The organism is Lactonifactor longoviformis DSM 17459 (assembly GCF_900129135.1).
Taxonomy (GTDB): domain Bacteria; phylum Bacillota; class Clostridia; order Lachnospirales; family Lachnospiraceae; genus Lactonifactor; species Lactonifactor longoviformis.
Genome location: NZ_FQVI01000032.1, coordinates 16259 through 40534, shown reverse-complemented (window position 1 = coordinate 40534; position 24276 = coordinate 16259). Strand labels below are relative to the sequence as shown.

25 protein-coding genes and 1 tRNA gene are annotated in these 24276 nt (G+C 48.0%); 2 read left to right on the top strand and 24 right to left on the bottom strand.

Annotated features, from left to right (window positions below):
- Nucleotides 1-12 precede the first annotated feature (12 nt).
- On the top strand, nt 13-153 hold the full coding sequence (locus BUA56_RS23930) for a transposase (protein ID WP_278320879.1): 141 nt from the start codon (nt 13-15) through the stop codon (nt 151-153).
- Nucleotides 154-307: 154 nt separating this feature from the next.
- Here BUA56_RS23930 and BUA56_RS19605 read toward each other — a convergent pair whose 3' ends face one another.
- From BUA56_RS19605 to rpoN, 18 genes are all read right to left on the bottom strand, one after another.
- Nucleotides 308-1444: a polysaccharide deacetylase family protein gene (locus tag BUA56_RS19605; protein ID WP_072854471.1), complete on the bottom strand. Its 1137-nt coding sequence runs from the start codon at nt 1442-1444 to the stop codon at nt 308-310.
- A 194-nt stretch (nt 1445-1638) separates the two neighbouring features.
- On the bottom strand, nt 1639-2178 hold the full coding sequence (locus BUA56_RS19600; protein ID WP_341443522.1) for a prolyl-tRNA synthetase associated domain-containing protein: 540 nt from the start codon (nt 2176-2178) through the stop codon (nt 1639-1641).
- Between the two features lie 5 nt (nt 2179-2183).
- Nucleotides 2184-3119: a ketopantoate reductase family protein gene (locus BUA56_RS19595; protein ID WP_072854470.1), complete on the bottom strand. Its 936-nt coding sequence runs from the start codon at nt 3117-3119 to the stop codon at nt 2184-2186.
- A 59-nt stretch (nt 3120-3178) separates the two neighbouring features.
- Complete coding sequence (locus BUA56_RS19590; protein WP_072854469.1) at nt 3179-4570, bottom strand: glutamate synthase-related protein; 1392 nt, start codon at nt 4568-4570, stop codon at nt 3179-3181.
- Nucleotides 4571-4746: 176 nt separating this feature from the next.
- Nucleotides 4747-4820: transfer RNA gene (locus BUA56_RS19585), tRNA-Met, on the bottom strand.
- An 11-nt stretch (nt 4821-4831) separates the two neighbouring features.
- Complete coding sequence (locus BUA56_RS19580) at nt 4832-5047, bottom strand: hypothetical protein (RefSeq protein ID WP_072854468.1); 216 nt, start codon at nt 5045-5047, stop codon at nt 4832-4834.
- Complete coding sequence (locus BUA56_RS19575) at nt 5011-7410, bottom strand: cation-translocating P-type ATPase (protein WP_072854475.1); 2400 nt, start codon at nt 7408-7410, stop codon at nt 5011-5013. Before BUA56_RS19575 ends, BUA56_RS19580 begins: the two co-directional genes overlap by 37 nt.
- Before the next feature lie 94 nt (nt 7411-7504).
- Nucleotides 7505-7831, bottom strand: a complete 327-nt coding sequence (locus BUA56_RS19570; RefSeq protein WP_072854467.1) for a branched-chain amino acid transporter permease — start codon at nt 7829-7831, stop codon at nt 7505-7507.
- Nucleotides 7822-8523 (bottom strand): AzlC family ABC transporter permease, encoded by a 702-nt coding sequence (locus BUA56_RS19565; RefSeq protein WP_072854466.1) that lies wholly within the window; start codon nt 8521-8523, stop codon nt 7822-7824. Before BUA56_RS19565 ends, BUA56_RS19570 begins: the two co-directional genes overlap by 10 nt.
- A 20-nt stretch (nt 8524-8543) precedes the next feature.
- On the bottom strand, nt 8544-10535 hold the full coding sequence (locus BUA56_RS19560; RefSeq protein ID WP_072854465.1) for an N-acetylmuramoyl-L-alanine amidase: 1992 nt from the start codon (nt 10533-10535) through the stop codon (nt 8544-8546).
- Nucleotides 10536-10650: 115 nt separating this feature from the next.
- Nucleotides 10651-11283, bottom strand: coding sequence for a cytidylate kinase-like family protein (locus BUA56_RS19555; protein ID WP_072854464.1), 633 nt, complete (start codon nt 11281-11283; stop codon nt 10651-10653).
- An 11-nt stretch (nt 11284-11294) separates the two neighbouring features.
- On the bottom strand, nt 11295-12005 hold the full coding sequence (locus BUA56_RS19550) for an ABC transporter ATP-binding protein (RefSeq protein ID WP_072854463.1): 711 nt from the start codon (nt 12003-12005) through the stop codon (nt 11295-11297).
- A 13-nt stretch (nt 12006-12018) separates the two neighbouring features.
- Nucleotides 12019-12777 carry an ABC transporter ATP-binding protein gene (locus tag BUA56_RS19545; RefSeq protein ID WP_072854462.1) on the bottom strand — a complete coding sequence of 253 codons (759 nt, stop codon included), beginning with the start codon at nt 12775-12777 and terminating at the stop codon, nt 12019-12021.
- A gap of 2 nt (nt 12778-12779) precedes the next feature.
- Nucleotides 12780-13748, bottom strand: coding sequence for a branched-chain amino acid ABC transporter permease (locus BUA56_RS19540; protein ID WP_072854461.1), 969 nt, complete (start codon nt 13746-13748; stop codon nt 12780-12782).
- A gap of 9 nt (nt 13749-13757) precedes the next feature.
- Nucleotides 13758-14684 carry a branched-chain amino acid ABC transporter permease gene (locus BUA56_RS19535; RefSeq protein WP_423241206.1) on the bottom strand — a complete coding sequence of 309 codons (927 nt, stop codon included), beginning with the start codon at nt 14682-14684 and terminating at the stop codon, nt 13758-13760.
- Between the two features lie 71 nt (nt 14685-14755).
- Nucleotides 14756-15934, bottom strand: a complete 1179-nt coding sequence (locus tag BUA56_RS19530; RefSeq protein ID WP_072854460.1) for an ABC transporter substrate-binding protein — start codon at nt 15932-15934, stop codon at nt 14756-14758.
- Between the two features lie 174 nt (nt 15935-16108).
- The gene (locus tag BUA56_RS19525; protein WP_072854459.1) at nt 16109-16969 is read right to left on the bottom strand and encodes a nitroreductase family protein; all 861 of its coding nucleotides are present in this window, start codon (nt 16967-16969) and stop codon (nt 16109-16111) included.
- Between the two features lie 81 nt (nt 16970-17050).
- On the bottom strand, nt 17051-18394 hold the full coding sequence (rpoN, locus tag BUA56_RS19520; protein WP_072854458.1) for an RNA polymerase factor sigma-54: 1344 nt from the start codon (nt 18392-18394) through the stop codon (nt 17051-17053).
- Nucleotides 18395-18571: 177 nt separating this feature from the next.
- On the opposite strand from rpoN, the gene BUA56_RS19515 reads away from it, so the two are divergent.
- Nucleotides 18572-19153: a flavodoxin family protein gene (locus BUA56_RS19515; RefSeq protein ID WP_072854457.1), complete on the top strand. Its 582-nt coding sequence runs from the start codon at nt 18572-18574 to the stop codon at nt 19151-19153.
- Between the two features lie 40 nt (nt 19154-19193).
- Here BUA56_RS19515 and BUA56_RS19510 read toward each other — a convergent pair whose 3' ends face one another.
- The 6 genes from BUA56_RS19510 to BUA56_RS19485 all read right to left on the bottom strand — a co-directional run bounded on the left by BUA56_RS19510 (nt 19194) and on the right by BUA56_RS19485 (nt 24273).
- On the bottom strand, nt 19194-20045 hold the full coding sequence (locus tag BUA56_RS19510) for an AraC family transcriptional regulator (RefSeq protein WP_072854456.1): 852 nt from the start codon (nt 20043-20045) through the stop codon (nt 19194-19196).
- A 296-nt stretch (nt 20046-20341) separates the two neighbouring features.
- Nucleotides 20342-20812 (bottom strand): VOC family protein, encoded by a 471-nt coding sequence (locus BUA56_RS19505; protein ID WP_207650954.1) that lies wholly within the window; start codon nt 20810-20812, stop codon nt 20342-20344.
- A 15-nt stretch (nt 20813-20827) separates the two neighbouring features.
- Nucleotides 20828-21541: a tryptophan synthase subunit alpha gene (locus BUA56_RS19500; RefSeq protein ID WP_072854455.1), complete on the bottom strand. Its 714-nt coding sequence runs from the start codon at nt 21539-21541 to the stop codon at nt 20828-20830.
- Between the two features lie 3 nt (nt 21542-21544).
- Nucleotides 21545-22693 carry an iron-containing alcohol dehydrogenase gene (locus tag BUA56_RS19495; RefSeq protein ID WP_072854454.1) on the bottom strand — a complete coding sequence of 383 codons (1149 nt, stop codon included), beginning with the start codon at nt 22691-22693 and terminating at the stop codon, nt 21545-21547.
- Between the two features lie 18 nt (nt 22694-22711).
- Nucleotides 22712-23506, bottom strand: a complete 795-nt coding sequence (locus tag BUA56_RS19490) for a BtpA family protein (RefSeq protein ID WP_072854453.1) — start codon at nt 23504-23506, stop codon at nt 22712-22714.
- A 2-nt stretch (nt 23507-23508) separates the two neighbouring features.
- On the bottom strand, nt 23509-24273 hold the full coding sequence (locus BUA56_RS19485) for a nucleoside phosphorylase (protein ID WP_072854452.1): 765 nt from the start codon (nt 24271-24273) through the stop codon (nt 23509-23511).
- Nucleotides 24274-24276: the final 3 nt, after the last annotated feature.

Sequence of the window (24276 nt, the reverse complement as noted above, 5' to 3'; positions counted from 1 at the left end):
GGGACATTTGGAATCATCAAATACGACCGAAGGTATAAGCGAATTGTAAGAAGAGGACTGGATTCGGTAAGAGTAGAGATATTTCTTGTTTCTATCGGCCATAATCTCTATAAAATCTATAATAAGCAGATGAGACTCCGGGAAGTGGCTTAAAGAAGAAAGAGCGCACGTTTGTTGGGGTAAGGGGGATTATGCGCTTTTTACTGCTTTTTTCTTACGCTTTCCACAAAATAAAGAGGGGCTGAAAAAATGGAGTTAGAGCAACTCCATTTTTTCACAGCCCCCTTTGTTTATGTAATTATTTCTATTATTCTACCGTCTGCTCCCCTTCTCCGAAGTAGGAATACGACTTGCCGTTTTCCAAGGTAATTCCCTTGGCTTTTGCCAGCTCACTCACGGTAACCAGCTTATACCCTTTTTCTACCAATGCAGGTATTATCTGCTCCGCTGCCTCAACCGTAAACTCATGGATATCATGCATCAGCACAACAGAACCATCCTGCACATTATTCAGCGTAACGTCTATGGTATTCTGTACGTCCTTTGTCTTCCAGTCCTTTGTATCAATACTCCACAGAACAACCGGCATCCCAATCTGAGCTAAAACATCAGCATTCTGGGCTCCTCCAGGCGTACGCATTACAGTTGCCGGTTCCCCGATAATATTCTTGATCGCTTCGTTTGTCTGTGACACTTCACTGCTTACATTCCCGATATCTATCTTCGTCAGAATCTGGTGGTCATACGTATGGTTGCCGATCTCCATCCCAAGGTCCTTTTCCCGCTTTACCTGTTCCGGAAACTTCTCTGCATTCTGGCCCAGGAGGAAGAATGTAGCCTTCGAGTTATTGGCCTCCAGCACATCCAGAAGCCTGTCCGTATATTTTCCCGGTCCGTCATCAAAGGTAAGGGCTACCATGGGCTTTTTAACAGCGGCATCATACTGGCCGTCTGCATTGAAATAAAAATCTTCCCCGTCCTTTTCCAGCCAGTCATCCTTGATTATGTATCCGCTGTCATCAAAATAATATTGGTTGCCGTCTATCTCCTTCCATCCGCTTACATAGAAAGAGCCATCCGCATTCTGATACCAGGTTCCCCTGTCATCGGTCTGCCATCCGGTGGACGGTGCTGCCAGCTTTTCCATATTATCGGCATCCCGGATCGGCTGCCGGGCCGCCTCACTGGGATCGTCCGGGGTTTTGGCCTGTACATCTACAACCCCCGCATTCCCGGACTTGGTCTTGCCGCCGATAAAGCTTATAAGCTTATAACCTCCCACACCTGCGATCAATACAAGAAGAAAGGCTATCACACCCAGGCGCATACACTTTCTGATAAACAGCTGCCGCCTCAGGGCCTCTCTCCGTTTTCTCATCCTCTCTGCCCGTCTTCGCTGATATTCTATTTCTTCCGGATCCAAGTTTCTCTCATCTATGTTCATTGTTACCTCTTCTCTTTTCTTCAGTCCCTTATTTACTCTCTTATGATACAAGGTTTTAGGAAAAGATTCAATTACAAATCTATTAAGTTTCTACAAAATATGACATTTCCACTATTTTTGTCAAGTTTTACCAGTGACACCCGCTTTTTCTTGTCTATTATTTTACATGTTTTTTTGGTTCCCGGCTGCATCCGCTATAGATCCAGAAATACGGGCACATGATGCACTGCGGGAAGGAATTTCTCCAGGAGATCCTCTGTAGACAGCAGAATACTTGAGGTATTGATACAGGGATGGCAGGCAAATGATGCCTGTTCCTTAACCTCCCGGTCAATTACCAGCTGTACCCTGCACCCGGTATCGTTCATAAGTCCCATAACACTAACTGAACCTGGAGTCAGATCCAGATAGTCAGCCATCTCTGCTTCCCCGGCAAAGGAAAGTCTTGTTGTGCCAAGCTTCCCTGATACTTCTTTGGTTATAAGTTTCTTTCTCCCCGGAAGCAGCAAAAGATAATATTCCGTCCTATTGGAATTGCACAGGAACAGATTCTTACATATCTCTGTTCCGAGAAGCCGGTCTACTTCCCTGCAGGCATCTATGGTGTACATCGGCTCATGATCGAGCCTCTGAAAAGGAATCTGGAGTTCTTCCAGGAGCTTATACGTCCGTATCTCTTTCTCAGGGCGCCCCTGCACATAAAGGGGACGTCCCTCTTCCAGTTTCATCCTCATGGTTTTTAGTCTCCTCCGCCCATCTCTCTGACATGCTCTATTTCCTGTATTTTCTCATACAGCCAGTCATTGACCGGTGTAGGAATGTGATGCTTTTTTCCCAGCTTCCTGAGGGTTCCCGAAAAAAGCTCCACCTCTGTTTTGCGCTTAGCCTTGGTGTCCTGCCGCATGGACGGCATGCCTTCCGGATTCAGCCTTCCAAGGATCTGCATCCACTCTGCAAACTCCCGGTCTGTAATCACTGCTCCCTCCGCTTCTGCGATGCGCCTTGCCTCTTCCATAGCAGACAGAGCGGTGTCACGGATCTGCCCCTCCTCCTGCATCTGCCGGTAATTGCAGGCATATACCGCCGCCGTCTGATTGACCCCCGTATTAAACATAAGCTTGCTCCACAGGCAGTGCATAATGTCCTCCGGAATCAGATACGGAATCTCCGCTTCTCTGAGTATATTCTCTACGGAAGAAAGCCTCTCATCCCTCTTGTTATCCCGGTTTCCTATAACCAATGTCCCCATATTGGTATGGCTGAACTGGTTTCCTTCTTTCAGGGCATCCATCTCCTGGGCCACACAGTACAGTATCTTATCCTCCCCGTACCTGGCTCCAATCTGCTCCTCACTTGCGATGCCGTTGAGCAGAGATAACAGAATAGTGGAATCCCCTACAAAGTTTGCGGTATCGTCCAGGGCTTCCTCAATGGCCGTATATTTTACCGCGAAGATAAGCAGGTCAGCCTGTACCCCTTTCGTATCCGGCGTCAGATATTGAAACTCTGTCTTCTCTCCGTTGCAGTAGATCCCCTCCCTCTGGTATTTTTCAATTCTCCGGGGATCTGCGATGAAAAACACACGCTCTTTTCCCAAGTGCCGGGTGAGCTGCTGACCATACATGACCCCCAAAGCCCCCTGCCCGATAATTCCTATTGTTTTAATCTCTGCCATTCGCTTAACTCCTCACTAACTGACGGGGCGGCCGAGTATCTGCCGCCCCTGAATCTTTTTTATGCATGTCTGATATTCGTATACTCAGATATTTCTCTGCTGATGGTACACAAATCCTCCGTATCCAGTTCATGAATGTCCTCATGTCCCGTGATCCTGGCAAATGTCTTCAGTTCCTCACGGGTGCAGTTCAGGAAATTAGCCACCCGGGCCGCAGCTGCATCTTCCTGGAATCTGGCCCTCAGTGCAGGATCCTGGGTTGCCACTCCAACCGGGCATTTCCCTGTGCCGCAGATGCGGTACTGCTGACAGGCCGCGGCAATTAACCCCGCAGAGGCCACTGCCACCGCGTCCGCTCCCATGGCTATGGCCTTCGCAAAGTCGGACGATACCCTCAGCCCTCCGGTAATAACCAGATCAATGTCGGCTCCTGCTTCCTGCAGATACTTTTTGGCCCTGTACAGAGCATAAACCGTGGGAACACTGGTCGAATCCCTGACCAATTTTGGGCTGGCGCCTGTAGCCCCGCCCCTTCCGTCGATGGTTATAAAGTCAGGTCCGGCATAGACGCAGAATTCCAGATCCCTCTCAATCCGTCCCGCAGCGATTTTAATTCCCACAGGTCTCCCCTCAGAAGCCATCCGGAGCTGATCTACCAGATCCTTCAAATCTTCCCTGGACTGTATCATAGGGAATCTGGAGGGACTTATCACGTCCTTTCCCAGGGGCTTATTTCGGATCCTGGCAATCTCCGGCGTAACCTTATCCCCCGGGAGATGTCCTCCCATTCCCGGCTTGGTACCCTGCCCAATTTTAATTTCTATGGCATCGGCATTTCTTAGATTTTCAGGGTTTACACTGTAGAGATTGGGAACATATTCAAAAATATATTTGTAGGCTGCCGCCATCTCTTCCGGGAGTATTCCCCCCTCTCCGCTGCACATTGCGGTTTGTGCCATGGCGCTGCCTCTGGCCAGGGCCACCTTTGTCTCTTTGGAAAGGGCGCCGAAGGACATGTGGGATATGTATACCGGATTTTCTATGACCATAGGCTTTTTTGCATGCTTTCCGATCACGGTGGTAGTATTCACCTCTGCATGTTCATCCAGCGGCATTGGGTTCAGCTGGGCCCCCAGTATCAGAATATCATCCCATCCGGGCATATCCATTCTGGTCCCCATAGCCTCAATGATTGGTTTGCCCGACACCGCCATCTCATGAATCTCCTTCATATAGCGGCAGGACTCATCAAGCCTCGCATATTCGGCCGGGTAATCCAGATCCCGTCTCTGCGCTCCCGGCATCGGCGCAGCCTGCACCGCCTCCCCAATCTTTTCAAAGATCCCCGCCGGCTGGCTGCATATGGGACAGGAATCCAGTTCCCGGATCGGTTTCCCCTGCTCCTCTTCATCATAAATATAACCACACTGTCTGCACTTGTACTTTGCCATCTCGTTCCTCCCAATTCTTCCTGTGTCAGGTATCGGTGTAACTGTCCGTATAAACTCATTTATAATATATAGTATAAGCTACAATTTCTTATTTGTACACCTGGTTTTATGGGGACAGCTGCCGGCAGAGTTAAAAAAAAAGCCCGGACATCAATGTCCTGACTTTTCTTTTTTAGTAGCGGGGACAGGATTTGAACCTGTGACCTTCGGGTTATGAGCCCGACGAGCTTCCAGACTGCTCCACCCCGCGTCAATTTCTTATCACTCCCCTATTATAGTCCTATCTATATTCTTTGTCAAGCATAGGGGTAATTCTGCTGTATCTGTTTCTATTATATGAATAAATACGTAAATTATACCTATTTCTTCATCCTCTATCCTGTCATTCCGCCGGGGGAGCCTGGTACAGGGCTCCCCCGGTAAAGCAGCACCGACCTGCCTTAGCTGTCCGGCTTCCAGTGTTCTCTTTCTTTCCATTTTACCCTCATCTTCCGCCACCAGGATTTGACCCCCTCCATGGCGCCGTAAATACCGTCTATGAGGTAAGGAGTAAAAATAAGGAGGAGAAGCAAAACAATCATTTCCCGGAACGGTATGTTCTCCACACTGAACAGTGCCGGGAGCACAAACAGGCAGCAGAAGAACATGCCAAACATGGCATAGTAGACAGCCTTTCTAAGCTTCGACTGCAGGGGATACACCTTCCGGATCATATACAGGCTGACCACACCTGTGGCCAGCACACACATAGTAGATCGCACAGCCGTGCCAGACTTCAGATACCCGCAGAGGATTGTGATAAGAATCACCTCTGCCACAATGGTAAGCGCCCCCGTGAGAGCATTCTGCAGCACGTTTCTCAGGAAGTCTCCTCTCACCCGGTTAAAATTGGGCTCCAGCGCCAGAATAAAGGTAGGAATTCCCACGCCGCACATACTGATGACAGAAAGCTGTATGGGAATAAAGGGATACTGCCAGGCAAAAATCAAAGTGAAAATAGACAGTACCAGGGAAAAGATCGTCTTTACCAGGAACAAAGAGGCGGCACTCTGAATATTATTGATAACTCTGCGCCCCTCTTTTACAATGTAAGGCATTGAACTAAAATTAGAATCCAGCAGTACCAGATTGGAACAGTTCTTAGCGGCATCGCTTCCTGCCGCCATGGCAATGCTGCAGTCTGCCTCTTTTAACGCCAGAACATCATTTACCCCGTCGCCGGTCATTGCCACAATGTGTTTTTGTTTTTTCAGGACCAGCACAATCTTCTTCTTCTGTTCCGGTGTCACACGGCCGAATATGTGATACTTCTCAACCGCAGCCTCCAGAGCCGCATCGGACTCCAGTGTGGTTGCATCCACGTAAGAATCTGCATCTGCAAGTCCCGCTTTTTTCGCAATATTGGCAACTGTAGCCGGATTGTCCCCGGATATCACCATAAGCCGTACATCCCTGTCCGCAAAGTACTTCAAGGTTTCTCTCGCATCCTCCCGGATGATATCACTTAAAAGTATAATGGCACAGGGAATCATATCCTCCGGCAGTTCATTCTCCTCCGCAATTTCCTCGCTGTGGGCCAGAACCAGCACCCGAATGCCCTTCCTGGTATGCTGATCAATCTGATACTTCAGGGAATCTTCTTCCTTCTCCTGGGGGAACATGAATTCATATGCCCCTATCAGATAGGTACCCTTCCCCTGAAAGGATGCGCCGCTGTATTTTCTGGCAGAGGAAAATGGTATGGTGTGCACGGCAGTGTAATCCGCACGATCCGGAAAATATTCCTTCATTGCCATAAAGGTTGCATTGTTATCCTTCAGACAGTGAAGCATATTTCCCAAAATCTCATCCACCGGAACTTCTTCCAGAGGGATCACATCCTCCACCTTCATGCGCCCTTCCGTGAGTGTTCCCGTCTTATCCAGACAGAGCACATCTACCCTTGCCAGGGTTTCTATACAGAAAAGCTCGTGTACCAGAGTATTATGTTTTCCCAGATGGATAACGCCTACGGCCAGGGCGATACTGGTCAGCAGTACCAATCCCTCCGGGATCATGCCCAAAACTGCGGCTACCATGTTCACCACAGCATCCCCAAAGGAGGCGTGGGCAACCGCATACTGGCTGTAGAACATCCCTACCCCCAGAGGAATAATCAAAATACCGATAATCTTTAGAATCACGTCTATGGACTTCTGAAGCTCTGACTTATGCTTTTTAAATGCTCTGGCCTCTGACATGATCTTATAGGAAAAATTCTCTGTCCCCACATGGATTACCTGTACCATCGCCTGTCCGGACACCACGAAACTTCCGGAAAAGAGCTGGTCCCCCTGCCGTTTTACAATGATATCCGACTCTCCGCTGATGAGGGATTCATTTACCTCCAGCATGCCCTCTCTCACTGTGGCGTCCGCACAGATCTGATTTCCCGCACCCAGAAGCATAATGTCGTCCAGCACGACCTCCTCCACAGGGATCTCTCTTTGCTTTCCGTCCCTCACTGCCTTAACCTTAGTGGCAGTAATCAGTGACAGCTTGTCCAGTGTCTTCTTGGCCCGTATCTCCTGAAAAATTCCGATGCCGGTGTTGCAGATTACAATCCCCATAAAGAGCAGATTCTTAAAAGAACCCACGAAGATTACAAGTCCGGCCAGAATAATATTTATCAAGTTAAAAAACGTCATGAGATTGTCTCTGACGATCTGTTTTATGCTTTTACTGTTCTTATCCTCCTGCTCATTTTGCAGGCCATCTTTTTTTCTCTGCCTCACCTGTTCCGAAGTAAGTCCCCGTCTCAGGTCGGGCTGTATCAAGGTACTGTCTTTTGTCTCTTCCATAGTACTCATCTGCCTTTTCTGAAGATTTGTCCGCACTGTTTTCCTGCTTTTTCTTCATTATACAACCCTTTTTGGCATCCAACAAGGCTCTGGATCAGAAAACTGCCTGCACCAGAATCATATACAGTACCGTGCCTGTGGCAATAGAAAGCAGCATATTCTTCTTCCAGCGGTGGACGCAGACTACTCCTGCAATAGAAATGATCTCCGGAAGCCCGTAGGAAGGGGAAGTCCAGGATACTCCTTTGAGGCAGTACACAATCAAAAGCCCGATCACACTGTAGGGCAGTACCTTGCCCAGGTACTGAATGTATTTGGGTATAGGCTTATTATCCGGAAATATCATAAAAGGCAGAAAGCGGGTAAGCATAGTTCCCAGTACCACCATGCCTATGGTTATCATCTGCTGTGCTAAAGACATACGTCACCTTCTTTCTTCTCCAGCCTCCCCCTCAAAATGGTCAGTATGGCCAGCATTGTTGCCATAGACGGCAGAATAAAATTGTCCGGTCCAAACAGAAACAGACAGACGGCTGTGGCCCCCACTCCAATCACTGCAGGGAAGTGATCCCTGGAAGAAAACCATTGATCCAGGAAGATCACTACAAACAGAGCTGTCATCACAAAGTCCAGACCTTTGGTGTCAAAGTGGAGGAATCCCCCCAGCACTGCACCCACAGTTGCGCCTGCAAACCAGTAACATTGATTCAGGAGAGTTACAAAGAACATAAACCATCCCCGATCTATGCCTGCCGGAGGGTCTGTGGTGCAATTAATAGAAAAGGACTCATCGCACATGCCAAAGATCAGATACCACTTTTTTCTGCCTGTCCCCCTGTATTTTTCCAGCATGGATATGCCGTAAAACAGATGCCGTGCATTCACCATCAGTGCCAGAAGCAAAGCATAAAATGGCTGAAAAGGTGAAAGCAGCAGACTGACTGCCACAAACTCCATGGAGCCCGCAAAGATCGTGACACTCATTAGCATAGGATACCAGAAGGCAAACCCCTTGCTCCGCATAAAGATTCCATATGCGATTCCAAGAAACATAAAGCCTGCACAGATTGGTATGGTATACGGAAATGCCGCCCTAAATGCTTTTTTCTTCATACCCTCGTTGTTCTCCTCCCCTAGTTAAAATATTTATCTATCCCGTCGGCAATTCCCTTTGCCATCTTTTTCTGATATCCTGCATCCGCCATCCTCCGGTCCTCAGAAGCATTGCTCATGAATCCCATCTCAACGATAGTGACAGGCACTGTGCTCCAATTTATCCCGCTCATCTCGTCAGAGGTAAGAATCCCTCTGTTCTTCGCACCTGTTGCCGCGCAGAAGCTGTCCAGGATATTCTGGGAAAGACGCCGGGAATCGTTTACAAGTCCCTTGATATACGGATTGTTCTTAGAAGGTGCAATTGTGAGGGCACCGTTGGCCGAGCTGCTGGAATCACTGTTGGCGTGGATGCGCACCAGGATATCCGCTCCGGCGCGGGCGGCCATCTTGGCCCTTTCCGCGTTGCTGATATTTACATTGTTCGTCTCACGGATCATATAAACTTCATATCCTCTGGCCTTAAGCTCATCTCTTAATTTCAATGATACCTGCAGGTTCAGTTCATACTCGTACAGTCCCGTGGCAGTTCCCTTCGCCCCTCCGGTAACCTTTGCTTTTGTTACTGACGCTCCCGGTCCTATGGGTTCCTTTTCACTGTTTCCTTTTAACTGGTGCCCTGCGTCTATGGCGATAAGCTTCCCTCTCGCCTTATTCGGGATCCATGCACCGCTCTTATCCACATAATAGTTCCCTATCCACTCGTCAGACGCCATACTTCCGCTGCTTTTCAGATAATACCAGGTATTCCCCAGCTGGATCCAACCCGTGGCCATGGCCCCGTTGTCCCTCAGATAGTACCAGGTGCTCCCAATCAGCTGCCAGCCGGTAACCATAGCCCCGTTTCCTTTCAGATAGTACCAGGTATTCCCAATCAGCTGCCAGCCCGTCGCCATACTTCCGTTTCCTTTCAGATAATACCAGGTACTTCCGTCCAGCTGCCAGCCCGTCGCCATGGCTCCGTTTCCTTTCAGGTAATACCAGATACTTCCCTTCTGCAGCCAGCCCGTGGCCATGGCTCCGCTTCCTTTCAGGTAATACCAGGTGTTTCCCTCCTGCAGCCAGCCTGTTGCCATACTTCCGTTTCCTTTCAGATAATACCAGGTACTTCCGTCCAGCTGCCAGCCCGTCGCCATGGCTCCGTTTCCTTTCAGGTAATACCAGATACTTCCCTTCTGCAGCCAGCCCGTGGCCATGGCTCCGCTTCCTTTCAGGTAATACCAGGTGTTTCCCTCCTGCAGCCAGCCTGTTGCCATACTTCCGTTTCCTTTCAGATAATACCAGGTACTTCCGTCCAGCTGCCAGCCCGTCGCCATGGCTCCGGTGTCTTTCAGATAGTACCAGATACTCCCCTCCTGCAGCCAGCCCGTGGCCATACTTCCGTTTCCTTTCAGATAATACCAGGAGCGGCCGATCCATTGCCAGCCCGTGGCCATCGCACCGCTGCTTTTCAGGTAATACCAGGTACTCCCCTCCTGCAGCCAGCCCGTGGCCATACTTCCGTTTCCTTTCAGATAATACCAGGAGCGGCCGATCCATTGCCAGCCCGTGGCCATCGCACCGCTGCTTTTCAGGTAATACCAGGTACTCCCCTCCTGCAGCCAGCCCGTGGCCATGGCACCATTTTCTCTCAGGTAGTACCACTGGCCTCCATTCAGCAGCCAGCCTGTTGCCATACCACCGTCCTGATTCAGGTAATACCATCTGCTTCCCTCCTGAAACCACCCTGTCCTTGCCCAGCCGTCTCCGTCAAACGCATACCATACATTGTCAATAAACATCCAGCAGGAAGCCGGCCTTGTGCCGTCCGGCATCTCATACCAGCGCCCTTTCTCCTCCTGGTGCCACAGACCGGTCTGAGGCGTCTGTTCCTCTTTCCCTTCTGCCTCTGTATCCTGTCTGTCCGGTGCTGTCTGATTTGCCCCCCAGACACAGAACACCGCCATGCTTTGAAGAGTAATTGCTGCAGCTAAGGCCGCAAAATATCGTCTGCCTGTTCGTCTTTTCTTCATATGTATTCTCCTCACACCAGGGTATATATCCCTGTAACTGCTGAAAAGACCCAAAAGCAGAGTCCAGTGGTCTCCCACCTGATCTCCGCTCCCGGGTCTTATATCACCTGCGTAATCAGAGTTCTTCCCTGAACCGGATTTTCGTGTAGGACTTGATCTCCTCCACGCACTCATCCCAGCTCATCTTGCTGCTGTCGAGGCACAAATCATAATTCCTCGCATCGTTCCAGTAGTTCCCTGTATAGTAGTAATAATAATCTCCAAAATACTTATTCACCTTTTCGATGTACTTCTCTGCTTCCCGCTCATCTATATCATTTTTCTCCATACAGCGGGCCACACAGTAATCCCATGGCGCATGGATAAACACCCGCACCACATTGGGATACTCTTTCAGCACGAAGTCGGCACAGTGGCCTACCATAACACAAGACTGTGACTGGGCCAGATCCTTCATCACCTTAGCCTGATAATAAAACAGGTTGTCATTGGATACAAAATCATCACTGCCTGGTGGAATCAGCTCTCCTTTGTATACATTCGTCCCTCTTCTTTTAAAAATGGGATTACTTCTCAGCTTCTCGTCCGCCTCGTTAAAAAGTCTCTCATTTATCCCGCTGTCATCGGAGGCCAGACGGAGAATCTCCCTCTCATAGCAGGGAATCCCCAGGTTTTGGGCCAGCATATGGCCGATGGTATTCCCCCCGCTTCCATAGTGCCGGGCAATGGTAAAAACCAGATGTTCCATAAGTCCCCCTCCTATTCTCCTAGATATGCTTTTTTAATCGAATCATCTTCCATGAGCACAGACGCCTCATCGTCCAGAACAATGCTGCCCGTCTCCAGCACATAGGCGCGGTCCGCGATAGACAATGCTTTTTTTGCATTCTGCTCTACCAGCAGTACAGTGGTACCGCCTGCGCTTACATCCTGAATAATTTTAAATATCTCATTTACAAAGATTGGGGAAAGCCCCATGGACGGTTCATCCATAAGTATAATCTTGGGATGAGACATTAATGCCCTGCCCATAGCCAGCATCTGCTGTTCTCCGCCGCTTAAGGTGCCTGCCAGCTGGTTTTTTCTCTCTTCCAGCCTGGGAAAGCGCTGGTACACCTCACGGATGCTCTCATTGATCTCATTTTTATCTTTTCTAGTATAGGCGCCCATTATCAGGTTTTCATATACAGTCAAATCTGCAAATACCCGGCGGCCCTCCGGTACATGGGCCATACCCAGGGTCACAATCTTGTGTGCCGGAGTCTTGGTGATTTCTTTTCCTTCAAACTCTATTTTGCCTGATTTGGGACTGATCAGTCCTGTTACGGTCTGGAGGATCGTCGTCTTTCCCGCGCCGTTTGCTCCAATCAGGGCAATAATTTCCCCTTCATTTACCTCGAAAGAGACTCCCTTAATCGCCTGGATTACGCCGTAATTTACTATCAGGTCTGTTACTTTTAACATTGCCATCGGTCTCCTCCTCCTATTCTCCCAGATAAGCTGTGATAACTCTGGGATCGTTCAGTACTTCTTCCGGGGTTCCATTGGCAAGCTCCGTGCCAAAATTCAGCACATACAAATATTCACAGATTCCCGCCACCAGCTTCATATCGTGTTCAATCAGAAGGATCGTCACCTGAAACTGCTTACGAATCAGTTCTATGGTTTCCATCAGCTCCGCTGTCTCATTGGGGTTCATCCCGGCAGCAGGTTCATCTAACAGAAGAAGTTTGGGATTGGTCGCCAGCGCGCGGGCAATCTCCAGCTTTCTCTGTTTTCCGTAAGGAAGATTGGACGCCAGAGTCTCTGAAAACTGCTCCAGATCAAAAACTCTCAGGATATCTCCTGCTCTCTCATCCATCTCCTTTTCCCGCTTAAAATACCCGGGCAAATGCAGCATGCTCTCCGCCAGCCGATAGGTAATCTGATTGTGGAGAGCCACCTTTACATTGTCTTTCACGCTCATCTTGCTGAACAGGCGGATGTTCTGAAAGGTTCTGGCAATACCGCTCTGACAGATCTCGGCAGGCTTTTTCCCCACAATCTTTTCCCCGTTCAGGCTAATCGTACCATCCGTAGGCTGGTAGACGCCGGTGAGAAGATTAAAGGCTGTGGTTTTCCCCGCACCGTTTGGTCCGATCAGCCCCACCAGGCTGCCCTCTTCTATGGTCATATTCAGATTGTCAACTGCTCTGAGCCCCCCGAAGGAGATCCCGAGATTCTTTACTTCTAATAAAGCCATGCTTATTCTCCCTCCTTCTGAAGTCTGCCCGCCTGACGCATGTTTCTTCTGTCCATGAAAGCGCGCTTGATGGGGGAATTATTAAACAGCATCAGTGCAATCAGCACGATAGAGTACAGAAGCATACGGTAATCCGCCGCTCCCCGAAGTACCTCCGGAAGTGCTGTGAGGATTACAGCTGCAACGATGGATCCCTTGATATTACCCATTCCTCCCAGTACCACCATAACCAGTATCTCAATGGAAGTATTATAGTCAAAGTTCACTGGCTTTAATATACCGATGTTTCCGGCATATACGACACCCGCGACACCGGCAAAAAAAGCTGCTATTACAAACGTCATAATCTTATACCGGCTCACAGGTATCCCTGCAGCTTCCGCTGCAATGTAGTTATCACGGATAGAAGTGATTGCACGTCCGTGACGTGAGCGCACAATGTTGGATACCAGCAGCACTACAACAACTGTCAGAATAAATACAAAGGTAAAGTTACGGTATGTGGTGTAAAGGGGAATCTTGGAAAGCCCCTTTGCTCCCCCGGTAATAGGTGTCATAAAGTTGATAATAGATTTGATAATCTCTCCAAATCCCAGCGTCACAATGGCAAGATAGTCACCTTTCAGCCTGAGCACCGGCACGCCAATGATAAGGCCGAAGACTGCCGCAGCGCTTCCCCCGATTAGAAGGGCAATAAGAACCGCCGGAAGCTGGGGAAGCTCTGTATGTGTCAGAAAAAGAGCACCGGAATAAGCCCCTACAGACATAAACCCTGCATGCCCCAGACTCAGTTCTCCCAGAAATCCTACCACCAGACAGAGGGATACTGCCATCATAACATACACACAGATAGGAATAATCAGTGATGTCATCTGTCTGCTCAGCATACCCCCGCTGATAAGGCCCTGAACCACGGCATAGACACCGACTGCTATAATAACATTAATTATGGTCTTTTTGTTTATCTTCATCTGTCTCACCTACACTTTCTCAATCTTCAGTTTGCCCAGCAAACCAGAGGGTTTCACGAGAAGCACGATGACCAGAATGCCGAATACGATTGCATCTGCCAGCTGTGTGGATATATATGCCTTAGAAAGAGACTCTATAATTCCAAGGATGATTCCCCCCAGCATAGCGCCGGGAATACTGCCGATTCCCCCGAGAACTGCCGCAACGAAGGCTTTGATTCCAGGCAGTGCCCCCATAGTGGGAAGCAGAGTCTCATACTGTGAGATAAATAAGATACCCGCTACTGCTGCCAGTGCAGACCCGATAGCAAATGTAAGGGAAATGGTCTGATTTACGTTTACTCCCATCAGCTCTGCCGCTCCCTTATCCTCCGATACGGCCCTCATAGCACGGCCCGCTTTTGACTTGTTGATAAACAGAGTCAGAGCGATCATAGAAACTGTCGTCACTACCAGCGTCACAATCGTGATCCCTGAGATATTCAGACTCCCCACCTTTACAGACGGAACCCTGATAATAGAACCAAACGGGATGGGGGTTGCCTTAAAAATGAGCAGCGACAGGTTCTGCAGAAGATAACTGACACCAATAGCCGTTATCAGTACCGCCAGAGGGGTTGCGTTTCGCAGAGGCTTATAAGCCACCTTTTCAATGGTAATTCCAAGGACTGAGCATACCACAATGGTGAGCAGAACCGCAATCACCGGGTGCAGTCCCAGGAGCCCTACAAATACATACAGTGCATAAGCTCCTACCATAATAATGTCTCCATGGGCAAAGTTTATCATCTTCGCGATACCGTACACCATGGTGTATCCCAGAGCGATCAGCGCATAGATACTTCCTGTCCGCAATCCATTAATCAGCTGTTCCAGGATACTGTTTACCAAATCCATACTTTCTCCACCTTCTTTCGTAATATTTAAATCCTGCATATCTTTGGAGCCGTAAAAGGAGACAGCTGTTGCCATCTCCTTTTGCTATCATCCTATGGATTACAGATCTACTACTCTGCTTTGTACTGATATGCTCCGTCTTTTACTTCTACAAACTTAACTTCCTTAACAGCGGCACCAGATGCGTCAAATGTAATCTCATCGCCTGTCATTCCGCTGACAGTAATCTTTGTCATAGCTTCAATCATATCTGCACTCTCAATGCTTCCAGCCTCTTCCATGGCTGCTTTGAATGTGTATACAGTATCGTAAGCATCTGCAGCGAACTGGTCAGGAGTTGCTTTATAGGCTTCATTATAAGCATCTACAAACTTTTTCACATCTGCATCGTCAACCGTTGCACAGAATGGGCTGGAGAATACACATCCCTCTACTGTGGAGGCATCAGATACTGTATCCAGAACGCCGTCCCATCCGTCGGAGCCTAAGAACTGCAGTGTCATGCCCATATCCTTCGCCTGTTTTGTAATGTATGTAGCATCCTGATAGTAAGCAGGTACGTAGATGGCTTCCGCATCCGTACCTTTGATTGTTGTCAGCTGTGTATTAAACTCAACATCGTTGGTGTTGAATGCCTCACTGGCTACAATCTCTCCGCCTTTTGCTTTTACTTCTTCTTCAAAAGCTTTCTGAAGGCCTGTGCTGTATTCATCTGCCGCGTTATAGATAACGGCAATCTTTTTCAGTCCCATAGTATCGATGGCATAATCTGCCATTGCCTTTCCCTGCTCCGGATCTGAGAAACAGATGCGGAAAGCATTGTCATTGGCAATACAGCCCTCTGCGGAACCGGATGGAGTCACCTGCAGGATACCATCCTGATATGTCTGATCCACAATGGCTATACAGGCACCGCTGGTTACACATCCCATAATCGCATTGGCACCCTTGTCCATAACGGTATTATACGCCTGAACCGCTTTATCTTCAGAGGCCTCATCATCTGCAAATTCCAGCGCAAATTTGTATGTAGTGTCTCCGACCTTCACGCCTCCGGCATCATTAATCTCTTTAATCGCAATCTCAGCTCCCTGCTTAACGCTGGTTCCGTAAGAAGCAGCCGCGCCTGTTACAGGGCCGATACCTCCGATTAAGAAGGTCTCCTCTCCTGCTCCTGCCGCCTCAGAGCCTTCTGCTTTGTCTTTCTTGTCATCACCGCAACCGGCCATCATAGACACAGCCAATACTGCAGCTACGGAAAAAGCTGCAAATCTTTTCATGTTTTTCATCTCATATCCTCCTTCAATATCACGCTTTCAGATTGACTTTATAGGGATAATCTATAAAATCTTTCTTAAAATTCTGATTACTATCATACCCCAATCAGGACATATCTGTCAATGGTTTCCTGCTTTATCCAGACAGCAATTTGAAGGATTGATGCGCTGACGCATGTAAGTGTGTTATACTTCGCAGTACCCTGCAATCTCATATTCCTCCGGTATCCCGTAAGCCTTATCCGGAGCTCCCATAACCCACTGAACCTCTCTTGGCCTCCACTGGGAGAGAACTGCCGCGAAGTGAAACATTACAATTCCCTGGTTCAGCTTCCCGTCGTGTTCTCCTGTCAGCTCATCCTCTTTCACTGCCAGAATCATTCGGTTATAATCATAGATAAAACGGTAAGGCTGCCGATTCAAAAAGGACGGCGCAATGCTGGCCCCATAGAAGGCCTTCTCCATGGTATCATCGATCACATCCTCTTCCCAGTCTGATTTTTGTCCCCATTTTTCCAGATATACCAGATCCTCCACACAAATCTTAGGGGCCAGATGCCCTTCTCTTGTAATGACATGTATATCAGAAGGACTCTTAATATCCAGACGTGTTCTGTCCCCCAGAGAATTCCCATATCCGAATGCAATAACGGCGGCAACATTTTTATCAGAAGAAAGCCCCACGGCATCCTTAACAGCGTCGCTGTCCGTCAGCGTTACCCAGCAGCTGTCCAGCTCCATCTCCGACAGCTTCAGAACCAAATCTTCCCCTATGTACCCGGCGTTCTGGGCCGCATAAGGATGATCCTCAGATAAGATCAAAAGGTAATACGGCGCCTTAATCAAAAATCCCTTGTATCCCGCAACTCCATCCAGAAGCTTCTCCCCCTCCTTCTGCAGCAGAACAAGGTCTACGTCAATGTGGGGAATCAGCCTGGAGCCCTTCTGGAAATGTTCCCGGATATCCTCCATCTGCTTCTCAGACAAATCCCAGTCCTTAAAATCTCTGATTGACATTCTCTTTTCCATTAAATTGTAGTAATCCATAGTTAACCTCCTGTGATTATATATTTGCTAACTTTACCCTTTAACTCCATATTGTTATCTTAATGCAGCGCTGTTGGATTGTCAATTCACATACGCCCTCTGCCTGGAATCCGGGATTCCAAGCTCGGCCCTGTATTTTGCCACTGTTCTCCTGGAAATATCCGTCCCCTCCGCCTTCAGAATCTCCGCGATCCTGGAATCACTGAGGGTCTCTTCACTTTTTTCCTTTCCAATGAGCTGTGCGATCCGGCTTTTTACCCCATCGGCAGACATTTCCCCGGCACCTTCTTTCGTCCCCACAGCTCCGGTAAATAACTCCTTCATCAGAACTACATTTCTATACTGAAGATACTTGCCCTTCACAGCTCTGCTCACCGTGGACACATGCATATCTACCTTTTTGGCCACATCTGACATGCTCATAGGCTGCAGCTGCCCGCGGTTCTCAAAATAATCCTTCTGCAGTTCCAAAACAGCCTCTACAATGCGGATGATGGTACTCCGTCTCTGCTCCACGCAGTTCACGATAAACCTGGCGCGTTCCAGTTTCTCCTTAAAGTATGCTGCCAGCTCCGGATCTTTTGCCTCCCGCATCATACGGATATAATACTCATTATACCTGTATTCCCCCATCCAGCCGTCGTTCAGCCGAATCTCCCACTGGTTATGCTGGCGGGTAATAATCACATCCGGAATGATATATTCCGGTGACTCTCTCTGGACATTCATCAAAGGCCGGGGATTCAGCCCCCCTATAACATGAATGTATTTTTTCACCTCGGCAGTGGTCAGTTTCAGTTTCCTGGACACTTCCCCGATGTGACCTTTCATGATCTCCGGCATATAATCTCTGATGATGGCAGACAGATTTCCGTCGTCCAATCCTTCCGCCTCTATCTGCTTCAGGAGGCACTCGCCGATATCCCTGGAAAATACCCCTGCAGGCTCCAGATCTTTTAATTCCCTGAGGCATGCTTCCACTGACTCTCTGCTAAACCCGGAAGCATCAGCGATCTCCTCTGGTTCATAGGGAAAAAATCCGTCCTCATCCAGGCATTCTATGAGATACTGTATGAGCTTCCACTCTCCTGATGTATACTTCTTTTTGTCCATCTGCATAAGCAGCAGACTTTTTAATTCGTCCGCCGGTTTGGCTGCTATATCATTCTTCCGCTGAATCTCTTCGTCTTCCCATTCCATATAGTGATCCTTATAGGAGATTCCCTTTTCATAGAGCTGCTCCACATTGGTCAGCATCTCTTCCTCTTTATTGGATACACAATCCAGAATCGGATTTTCCAGATATTCATTGGTGAGAAATTCATCCAGCTCCTGGTTCGTATAGGCCAGGATATTCAACGATTGTACCTGATTTGCAGACAGGGTCTGGCTCTGCCCCACTTCTAACTTATTGCCCAATTTCATATGTATTACCTTCTCTTAGAATCTTCTGCCCTTTCTACTATAATTTTACATAATTCGATTATATCCAATTCCAGTCCTTTCGTCCAGCACAGCGTATATATAATTTGCAAAAGTAGATTTCCCTTCATACCTATGATAGAATATAGAAGAAAACAAACTTCGGGAGGAATAGGAATAATGAAAAATATTCTTGTGATACAGGGCGGCGGCAGAAAAAATGGAAATACCGCTCAGCTTATCACTCATTTTGTAAAAGGAGCGGAAGAAAGCGGCCATTCTATTGAAGTTATATCACTGGTGAAACATGAGGTAAAAGGCTGTCTCGGCTGTAATGCCTGCCGCTATGGAAAGCCATGCATTCAAAAAGACGCTTTTAACGATATTTTGCCTAAATTAAAAGCTGCAGACTGCATAGTATTTGCATCACCTCTCTATTTCTGGACTGTTTCTTCCAGAATAAAGGCATTTATCGAAAGATTTTACTGTATAGCAGAAGAGGATCCGAATCCGCCCTTAGGCAGATATGAAAAATATCCGGTGAAAGACTGCGCCTTATTAATGACTTCAGCCGATAATTTCTTTTGGACCTTTGAGCAGGCTGTTTCCTATTATAAGTTTGCACTGGTTCATTATATCGGATTCCAGGATAAAGGAATGCTGCTTGCCGGCGGCTGCGGGGATACCAATGGGAAGCCGCAAATTGCTCAAACCAATCATCTGCAGGAAGCATATGAATTTGGAAAGCATCTATATAAATGATATATGAAAAAAGCCTGCTCTCAGCGCAAGAGCAGACATTTCATATTACGATTTCTTTCATTTCTCTGTATTTTTTTGGTGTAATGCCAAAAGAAAGCTTAAACTCGCGGGCAAAATAATTGGGATCTTCGTATCCCACCTGATACCCGATTCCGCTGATGTAATCATCTGTCTCCAGAAGAAGCCGGGCAGCCATAATCATTCTGATCTCCCTCAGATACTGTTTGGGAGACTTTCCCAGCTGATCTTTAAACAGCTGACGGAACCTGGACTTGCTTAATCTTGCAATCTCCGCCATGCTTTCCAGTGTATATCTCTCGGAAGGGTGGACGGCGATATAGTCAAGCACCGACCGAATCCTCGTATCCACGTTGTCATAGTTCTTTATAAGGCCGTCATTGATATTAGCAGAGATTCTGCCAATGTCCCTGTCCGCCGGCCCGTCCGGGTTGTGAGAGCACAGGCTGGCAATCAGCAGATTCATATAACCTTTGATGAAAAAAATGTTTGTATGCGATTCTTTATTGCTCCAATTATAGATATGCGAAAAATACAGTTTTTCATTCTCACTGTCTGTCACCCTGCGGATCCCAAAGTAGTCTTCCAGCACGTCGCCCCCTTCATAATATACAGAAGTCATAAAACGTATATCAATGATAGAAAATTTGCTGCTTGCAGCACTGTAGCTGAATCTGCACCCTCTGGGGATATATACAATCTGATCTTTATAGACCTTTACTTTTTCTTTATTTATGCGAAGCTCCGCCTCTCCATCCTCAACATACCAGAACATGCTGTAGGGTATCATACGCCGGGAACCAATCCACTCCCTGCTGAATACAAACTTATGAATGGACAAAAAGTAAAACCTAATATTGTCAATTGTATTCATTTTTTACGGCTCCTCTCCATCCTTATGAAAAAGATTATATCAAATATCGCAACAATTGTAGAGATTATAGCCGCAATTTCGTCATTTTATGCTATTTTTTGACACCTCATCACTATTTAAATAACGAATATTCCTTTATAATATACCTATGCCCCTATCCGTGGGATAACTATATGCTTTTGCAGGCTGCACTCCTCACCTGAAAGGTCCTATATGCTTTCAATCCTTCAGCCCATCAGCAGGTTATAGCTGCGGATAAAAGACACTGCCGGAGGAAATCCGGCAGTGTCTTTTTTCTACTTTTCTTTTACATTCGGCAGCAGCCTGTTATCCGGAGATAACTTTAGAAACGGAGCATATGCCACTTCCCAGGGATACCCGTCAGGATCCAGAAAATACCCCGAATACCCCTCATATCCTCCCCAGTCCTTCCACTGAGGCACCTGATGGCTTTTTCCGCCTGCTTCTACCGCCCGGCCAAACAGTGCATCAACTTCCTCCGGGCTGGCGCCGTTGAGTGCCAGTGTAAATCCGTGGTACTCCTGCTTGGGACTCACGGGAAGAAGGGCATCATTTGCCAGAAAGTCATAGGGCACAAGGCCTATGGCAATGTTGCTTGTAACCATAAAGGTACACATCCCGGGATCCGAATCCGGCGATAATTCCCATCCAAGTGCCTCATAAAACTTTACTGAGCGCTCTACGTCCTCTACCCCCAGAGTAATAATAGAAATGCTCTGTGCTTTATAGCTGTCTGCTTTTCCCAATCTCTTCTTACCTCCTCAGCATTGTTCTGCAAATTTTTTTATCATTTCTTTCATTGCAGGAATATCTTCATGAAGTTTTAGGATGGTGCTTCCCACAAATGCCGCGTCACCTCCGGCTTCCTTCACCATACGCACATCCTCCGGCGCATGCACACCCACGCCGCAGTAGATGGGACGTTCGATTCCGCAGGCGCGCAGATGGGCAATACAGGATTTTAAATCCGGGTACTGGGGATTCACCTCTTTGGTTGGCTTTGCCTGCATATAGACGAAACCATTAGACTGTTTTGCCATCTCGATTTCCTCAGGCAGCATCTGATACTGCACGTAGCAGGATACTCTTAACCCTGCGGCAATGATCTGGTCTTTGATCCGATTGTCCTTCAGTCCGACCAGAAGAATATCTTTAAAATCATTCTCCAGGCAGAAGCTGATAAATCGTTCCGTGCCTATCTCCTCCACGGTATTCTCATAGGCCAGAACCAGCAGCTTAATATCCGGGAGTCTTTTTTTCACTGCCACCATGCTCTCCATGTATTTGTCGTAATCATCACAGGCTTCCAGCGCCTTTGCCATTCTTCCTGCAATGTATTCTCCTTCCAGGTATGGATCTCTGGAGGGAAAGTCAATCTCTATCATTGTGCACCCTGCATCGGCGTATTCGATCGCCATCTCATAGCTGCTCTCAATTGTGGGATAGCCGTTGGATAAATAACATATGATTTCCATGATTTATTCTCCTTTATATGCTTTCTGGAATAATGCTTTAAACTGATCCAACTCCGGTATAACGGGATTGGTTTTTGTACAGCCGTCAGCTTTCGCTGCCTTTGCCATTTCCTCTAAAAGCTCATTATATTTTTCTTCTTCTTTAATAATCTCCTGAAAAGATGCCGGAATATGTAATTTTTCGTTCAGCTCCCGGATCATTGCTGCCAGATCCTCTCCCCCTGCCTTTTTGGCCAGGGAACGATAAATCTCAGCCGCTCTCTCATCCTGACTGTTAAACTCTATAATATAGGGAAGAAGCATGGCATCCCCCAGTCCATGAGGTACGTGGAAATATCCTCCCAGCGTATGTGCCATAGAGTGAACAATTCCAAGGGAGACATTTGTAAAGGCAAGACCGGCAGCCATGGAAGCATTCAGCATCTTTTCCCTTATCTCCAGATCTCCGCCGTTTTCATATGCCTGGGGCAGATACTCAATAATATCCAGGGCAGCCTGCAGGGCCAGAGTGTCGCCAATATAGTTTGCCCTTGTGGAAACCAGTGCCTCTATGGCATGTGTCAGTGCGTCCATTCCAGTCTCTGCGGTAATGCGTGCAGGCATTGACAGGGTTACCTCCGGGTCACAGATAGCAATGTCAGGCATCATCTCCATATTGCCGATGCCATGCTTCATTCCTGTCTCTGTGTCAGAGATGACCACTGACCGGGATACTTCGCTGGCAGTTCCCGCTGTGGATGGTATGCAGCAGAAGTGTGCTTTCTCTCTCAGCTTTGGAAACGGCACGGCCTGTAATACATCTTCCAGTGTCTCTAGTTCCGGATGTTCATAGTAGATCCACATCGTTTTGCCGGCGTCCATGACAGATCCTCCGCCAAGTGCCACAATTAAGTCGGGCTGGAACGCAAGCATCTCCTCTGCGCCGCGCTTTACAGTGGCAAAGGAGGGATCCGGCTCCACACCCTCGATTACCGCAACCTCTGCGTCGCTGCTCTTAAACATATCCCTTACTTTATCCAGCATGCCGCTTTTTTCCATGCTGGATCCTCCCAGAACAATTACTACTCTTTTATAATTCAGAGATTTTATATGTTCCAGGCAGCCCTTTCCAAATAACAGCTGGCTGCCTGCCAGTTTCATAGGTCTCATCATAACTTTTTGCCTCCTCTTTTATTCTTCCATTCCCTGCATAACTTCACGGACCAGTTCATAGTCAATGGGATTCGTCAGAATTCCATCCTTTTTCAGGCTGGACCCTATGATACCCCCGTCTGCCACATGCATCTGTTCTCCAATATTCGAAGCCTTTACACCGCTCCCCGCAAATACCGGAAGATGCACTACTTTTTTTACTCTTGCTATCATATCGATAGGGGTTTCCACACCAATCTCACTTCCCGTCACAATAATACCGTCCGCTCCGTTTGCCTCAGCCTCCCTTGCAGACTGTTCCACTGTAATATGAGGAAGAAGCATATGGGCATGCTTTACCTGTACATCCGCAAGAATCTTTACGTGTTCCAGCCCCAGCTGTTTTCTGTACTCCACGCATTCTCTGGCGCAGGGTGTGATCACCCCGTCGGTAAACAATACGGTGTCCACAAATACCGGAACACGGATAAACTGTGCCCCTGTAATCCCGGCAATGGCCAGAGAAGCCTTGCAGTCGTTAAATGCCGCATCGATCCCCACAGGAATGCGGATTGCGTCCTTTACCGCTGCTGCTGCAGCGGACAGCGCAGCCACCTGGGCGGTATTCAGCATGGCCTTAAAAGGCGTGTCTCCCATGTTCTCAACAATTACAGCGTCTACTCCGGCTTTTTCCAGGGTAACGGCATCCTCCACTGCACGGCGGATGATCCCCTGGTAGTCTCCGTCAAACCCCGGGGTCCCCGGCAGAGGAAGGCAGTGTACCATGCCGATAATTGTCTTTGCCTCTGTTGTAAATAATCCTGTCTTATTCATAATTACAGCCTCCCGTCCTTATTCCTTTCGTCATATCGATAGATTCCCTCCAGCACGGTACGGCAGAGAAGATCCTCTGCGTCCTTTCTCGCCTGCCCCTGAAGGGTTTCTTTCAGATTTTCCAGTACAGTTGTCATAGTCACAATGCAGGTTTTGACTCCCATCAATCTTCCCAGTGTCAAAAGGCAGGAAGATTCCATATCGATCCCTGTAACCCTCAGTCTGCGGAGCTCTTCAAAGGTACCCGCCATATCCCGGCCGCTCTCCTTTGAGAACCTGGAATCGTGCATCTGGCTGTAAAATCCGTCCATGGTGCAGTTTATTCCATTGACATACTCCGCGCCCATCAGGTTTACTGTCTCATTCATAACATTCACCAGATCTACGTCTGCCACTGCAGGATAGGATTCTTCCACATAGGATAAGCTGGTTCCCTCCCTGCGCATGGCTGCTATGGGAATGATAAATTTTCCCAGGAGATCATCCTGAAGCCCCATAACCGTCCCCATGCGCACCGCAACCTCCATGCCTGCCTCATACATTTCCTCAAGGGCAATGGCCGCTGAAGGGGCGCCGATTCCGGTAGAAGTTACGGTTACCTCCACTCCTTTGTATGTACCTGTATAGGTATTGAACTCTCTCTGAAAGGCAACCTTCCTGGGATTGTCCAGATACTGCTTTAAAACCTCCACCCGCCAGGGATCCCCTGAAAAAAGGACGTATCTGGCCACGGTGGATGCATCCACTCCTAGATATAATGTGCTCATATT

What these genes read in the sequence shown, in the direction of transcription:
- BUA56_RS19605 (WP_072854471.1), bottom strand. Translation starts at nt 1,444, where the DNA reads ATGAACATAGATGAGAGAAACTTGGATCCGGAAGAAATAGAATATCAG.
- BUA56_RS19600 (WP_341443522.1), bottom strand. Translation starts at nt 2,178, where the DNA reads ATGAGGATGAAACTGGAAGAGGGACGTCCCCTTTATGTGCAGGGGCGC.
- BUA56_RS19595 (WP_072854470.1), bottom strand. Translation starts at nt 3,119, where the DNA reads ATGGCAGAGATTAAAACAATAGGAATTATCGGGCAGGGGGCTTTGGGG.
- BUA56_RS19590 (WP_072854469.1), bottom strand. Translation starts at nt 4,570, where the DNA reads ATGGCAAAGTACAAGTGCAGACAGTGTGGTTATATTTATGATGAAGAG.
- BUA56_RS19580 (WP_072854468.1), bottom strand. Translation starts at nt 5,047, where the DNA reads ATGGAAAGAAAGAGAACACTGGAAGCCGGACAGCTAAGGCAGGTCGGT.
- BUA56_RS19575 (WP_072854475.1), bottom strand. Translation starts at nt 7,410, where the DNA reads ATGGAAGAGACAAAAGACAGTACCTTGATACAGCCCGACCTGAGACGG.
- BUA56_RS19570 (WP_072854467.1), bottom strand. Translation starts at nt 7,831, where the DNA reads ATGTCTTTAGCACAGCAGATGATAACCATAGGCATGGTGGTACTGGGA.
- BUA56_RS19565 (WP_072854466.1), bottom strand. Translation starts at nt 8,523, where the DNA reads ATGAAGAAAAAAGCATTTAGGGCGGCATTTCCGTATACCATACCAATC.
- BUA56_RS19560 (WP_072854465.1), bottom strand. Translation starts at nt 10,535, where the DNA reads ATGAAGAAAAGACGAACAGGCAGACGATATTTTGCGGCCTTAGCTGCA.
- BUA56_RS19555 (WP_072854464.1), bottom strand. Translation starts at nt 11,283, where the DNA reads ATGGAACATCTGGTTTTTACCATTGCCCGGCACTATGGAAGCGGGGGG.
- BUA56_RS19550 (WP_072854463.1), bottom strand. Translation starts at nt 12,005, where the DNA reads ATGGCAATGTTAAAAGTAACAGACCTGATAGTAAATTACGGCGTAATC.
- BUA56_RS19545 (WP_072854462.1), bottom strand. Translation starts at nt 12,777, where the DNA reads ATGGCTTTATTAGAAGTAAAGAATCTCGGGATCTCCTTCGGGGGGCTC.
- BUA56_RS19540 (WP_072854461.1), bottom strand. Translation starts at nt 13,748, where the DNA reads ATGAAGATAAACAAAAAGACCATAATTAATGTTATTATAGCAGTCGGT.
- BUA56_RS19535 (WP_423241206.1), bottom strand. Translation starts at nt 14,684, where the DNA reads ATGCAGGATTTAAATATTACGAAAGAAGGTGGAGAAAGTATGGATTTG.
- BUA56_RS19530 (WP_072854460.1), bottom strand. Translation starts at nt 15,934, where the DNA reads ATGAAAAACATGAAAAGATTTGCAGCTTTTTCCGTAGCTGCAGTATTG.
- BUA56_RS19525 (WP_072854459.1), bottom strand. Translation starts at nt 16,969, where the DNA reads ATGGATTACTACAATTTAATGGAAAAGAGAATGTCAATCAGAGATTTT.
- rpoN (WP_072854458.1), bottom strand. Translation starts at nt 18,394, where the DNA reads ATGAAATTGGGCAATAAGTTAGAAGTGGGGCAGAGCCAGACCCTGTCT.
- BUA56_RS19515 (WP_072854457.1), top strand. Translation starts at nt 18,572, where the DNA reads ATGAAAAATATTCTTGTGATACAGGGCGGCGGCAGAAAAAATGGAAAT.
- BUA56_RS19510 (WP_072854456.1), bottom strand. Translation starts at nt 20,045, where the DNA reads ATGAATACAATTGACAATATTAGGTTTTACTTTTTGTCCATTCATAAG.
- BUA56_RS19500 (WP_072854455.1), bottom strand. Translation starts at nt 21,541, where the DNA reads ATGGAAATCATATGTTATTTATCCAACGGCTATCCCACAATTGAGAGC.
- BUA56_RS19495 (WP_072854454.1), bottom strand. Translation starts at nt 22,693, where the DNA reads ATGATGAGACCTATGAAACTGGCAGGCAGCCAGCTGTTATTTGGAAAG.
- BUA56_RS19490 (WP_072854453.1), bottom strand. Translation starts at nt 23,506, where the DNA reads ATGAATAAGACAGGATTATTTACAACAGAGGCAAAGACAATTATCGGC.
- BUA56_RS19485 (WP_072854452.1), bottom strand. Translation starts at nt 24,273, where the DNA reads ATGAGCACATTATATCTAGGAGTGGATGCATCCACCGTGGCCAGATAC.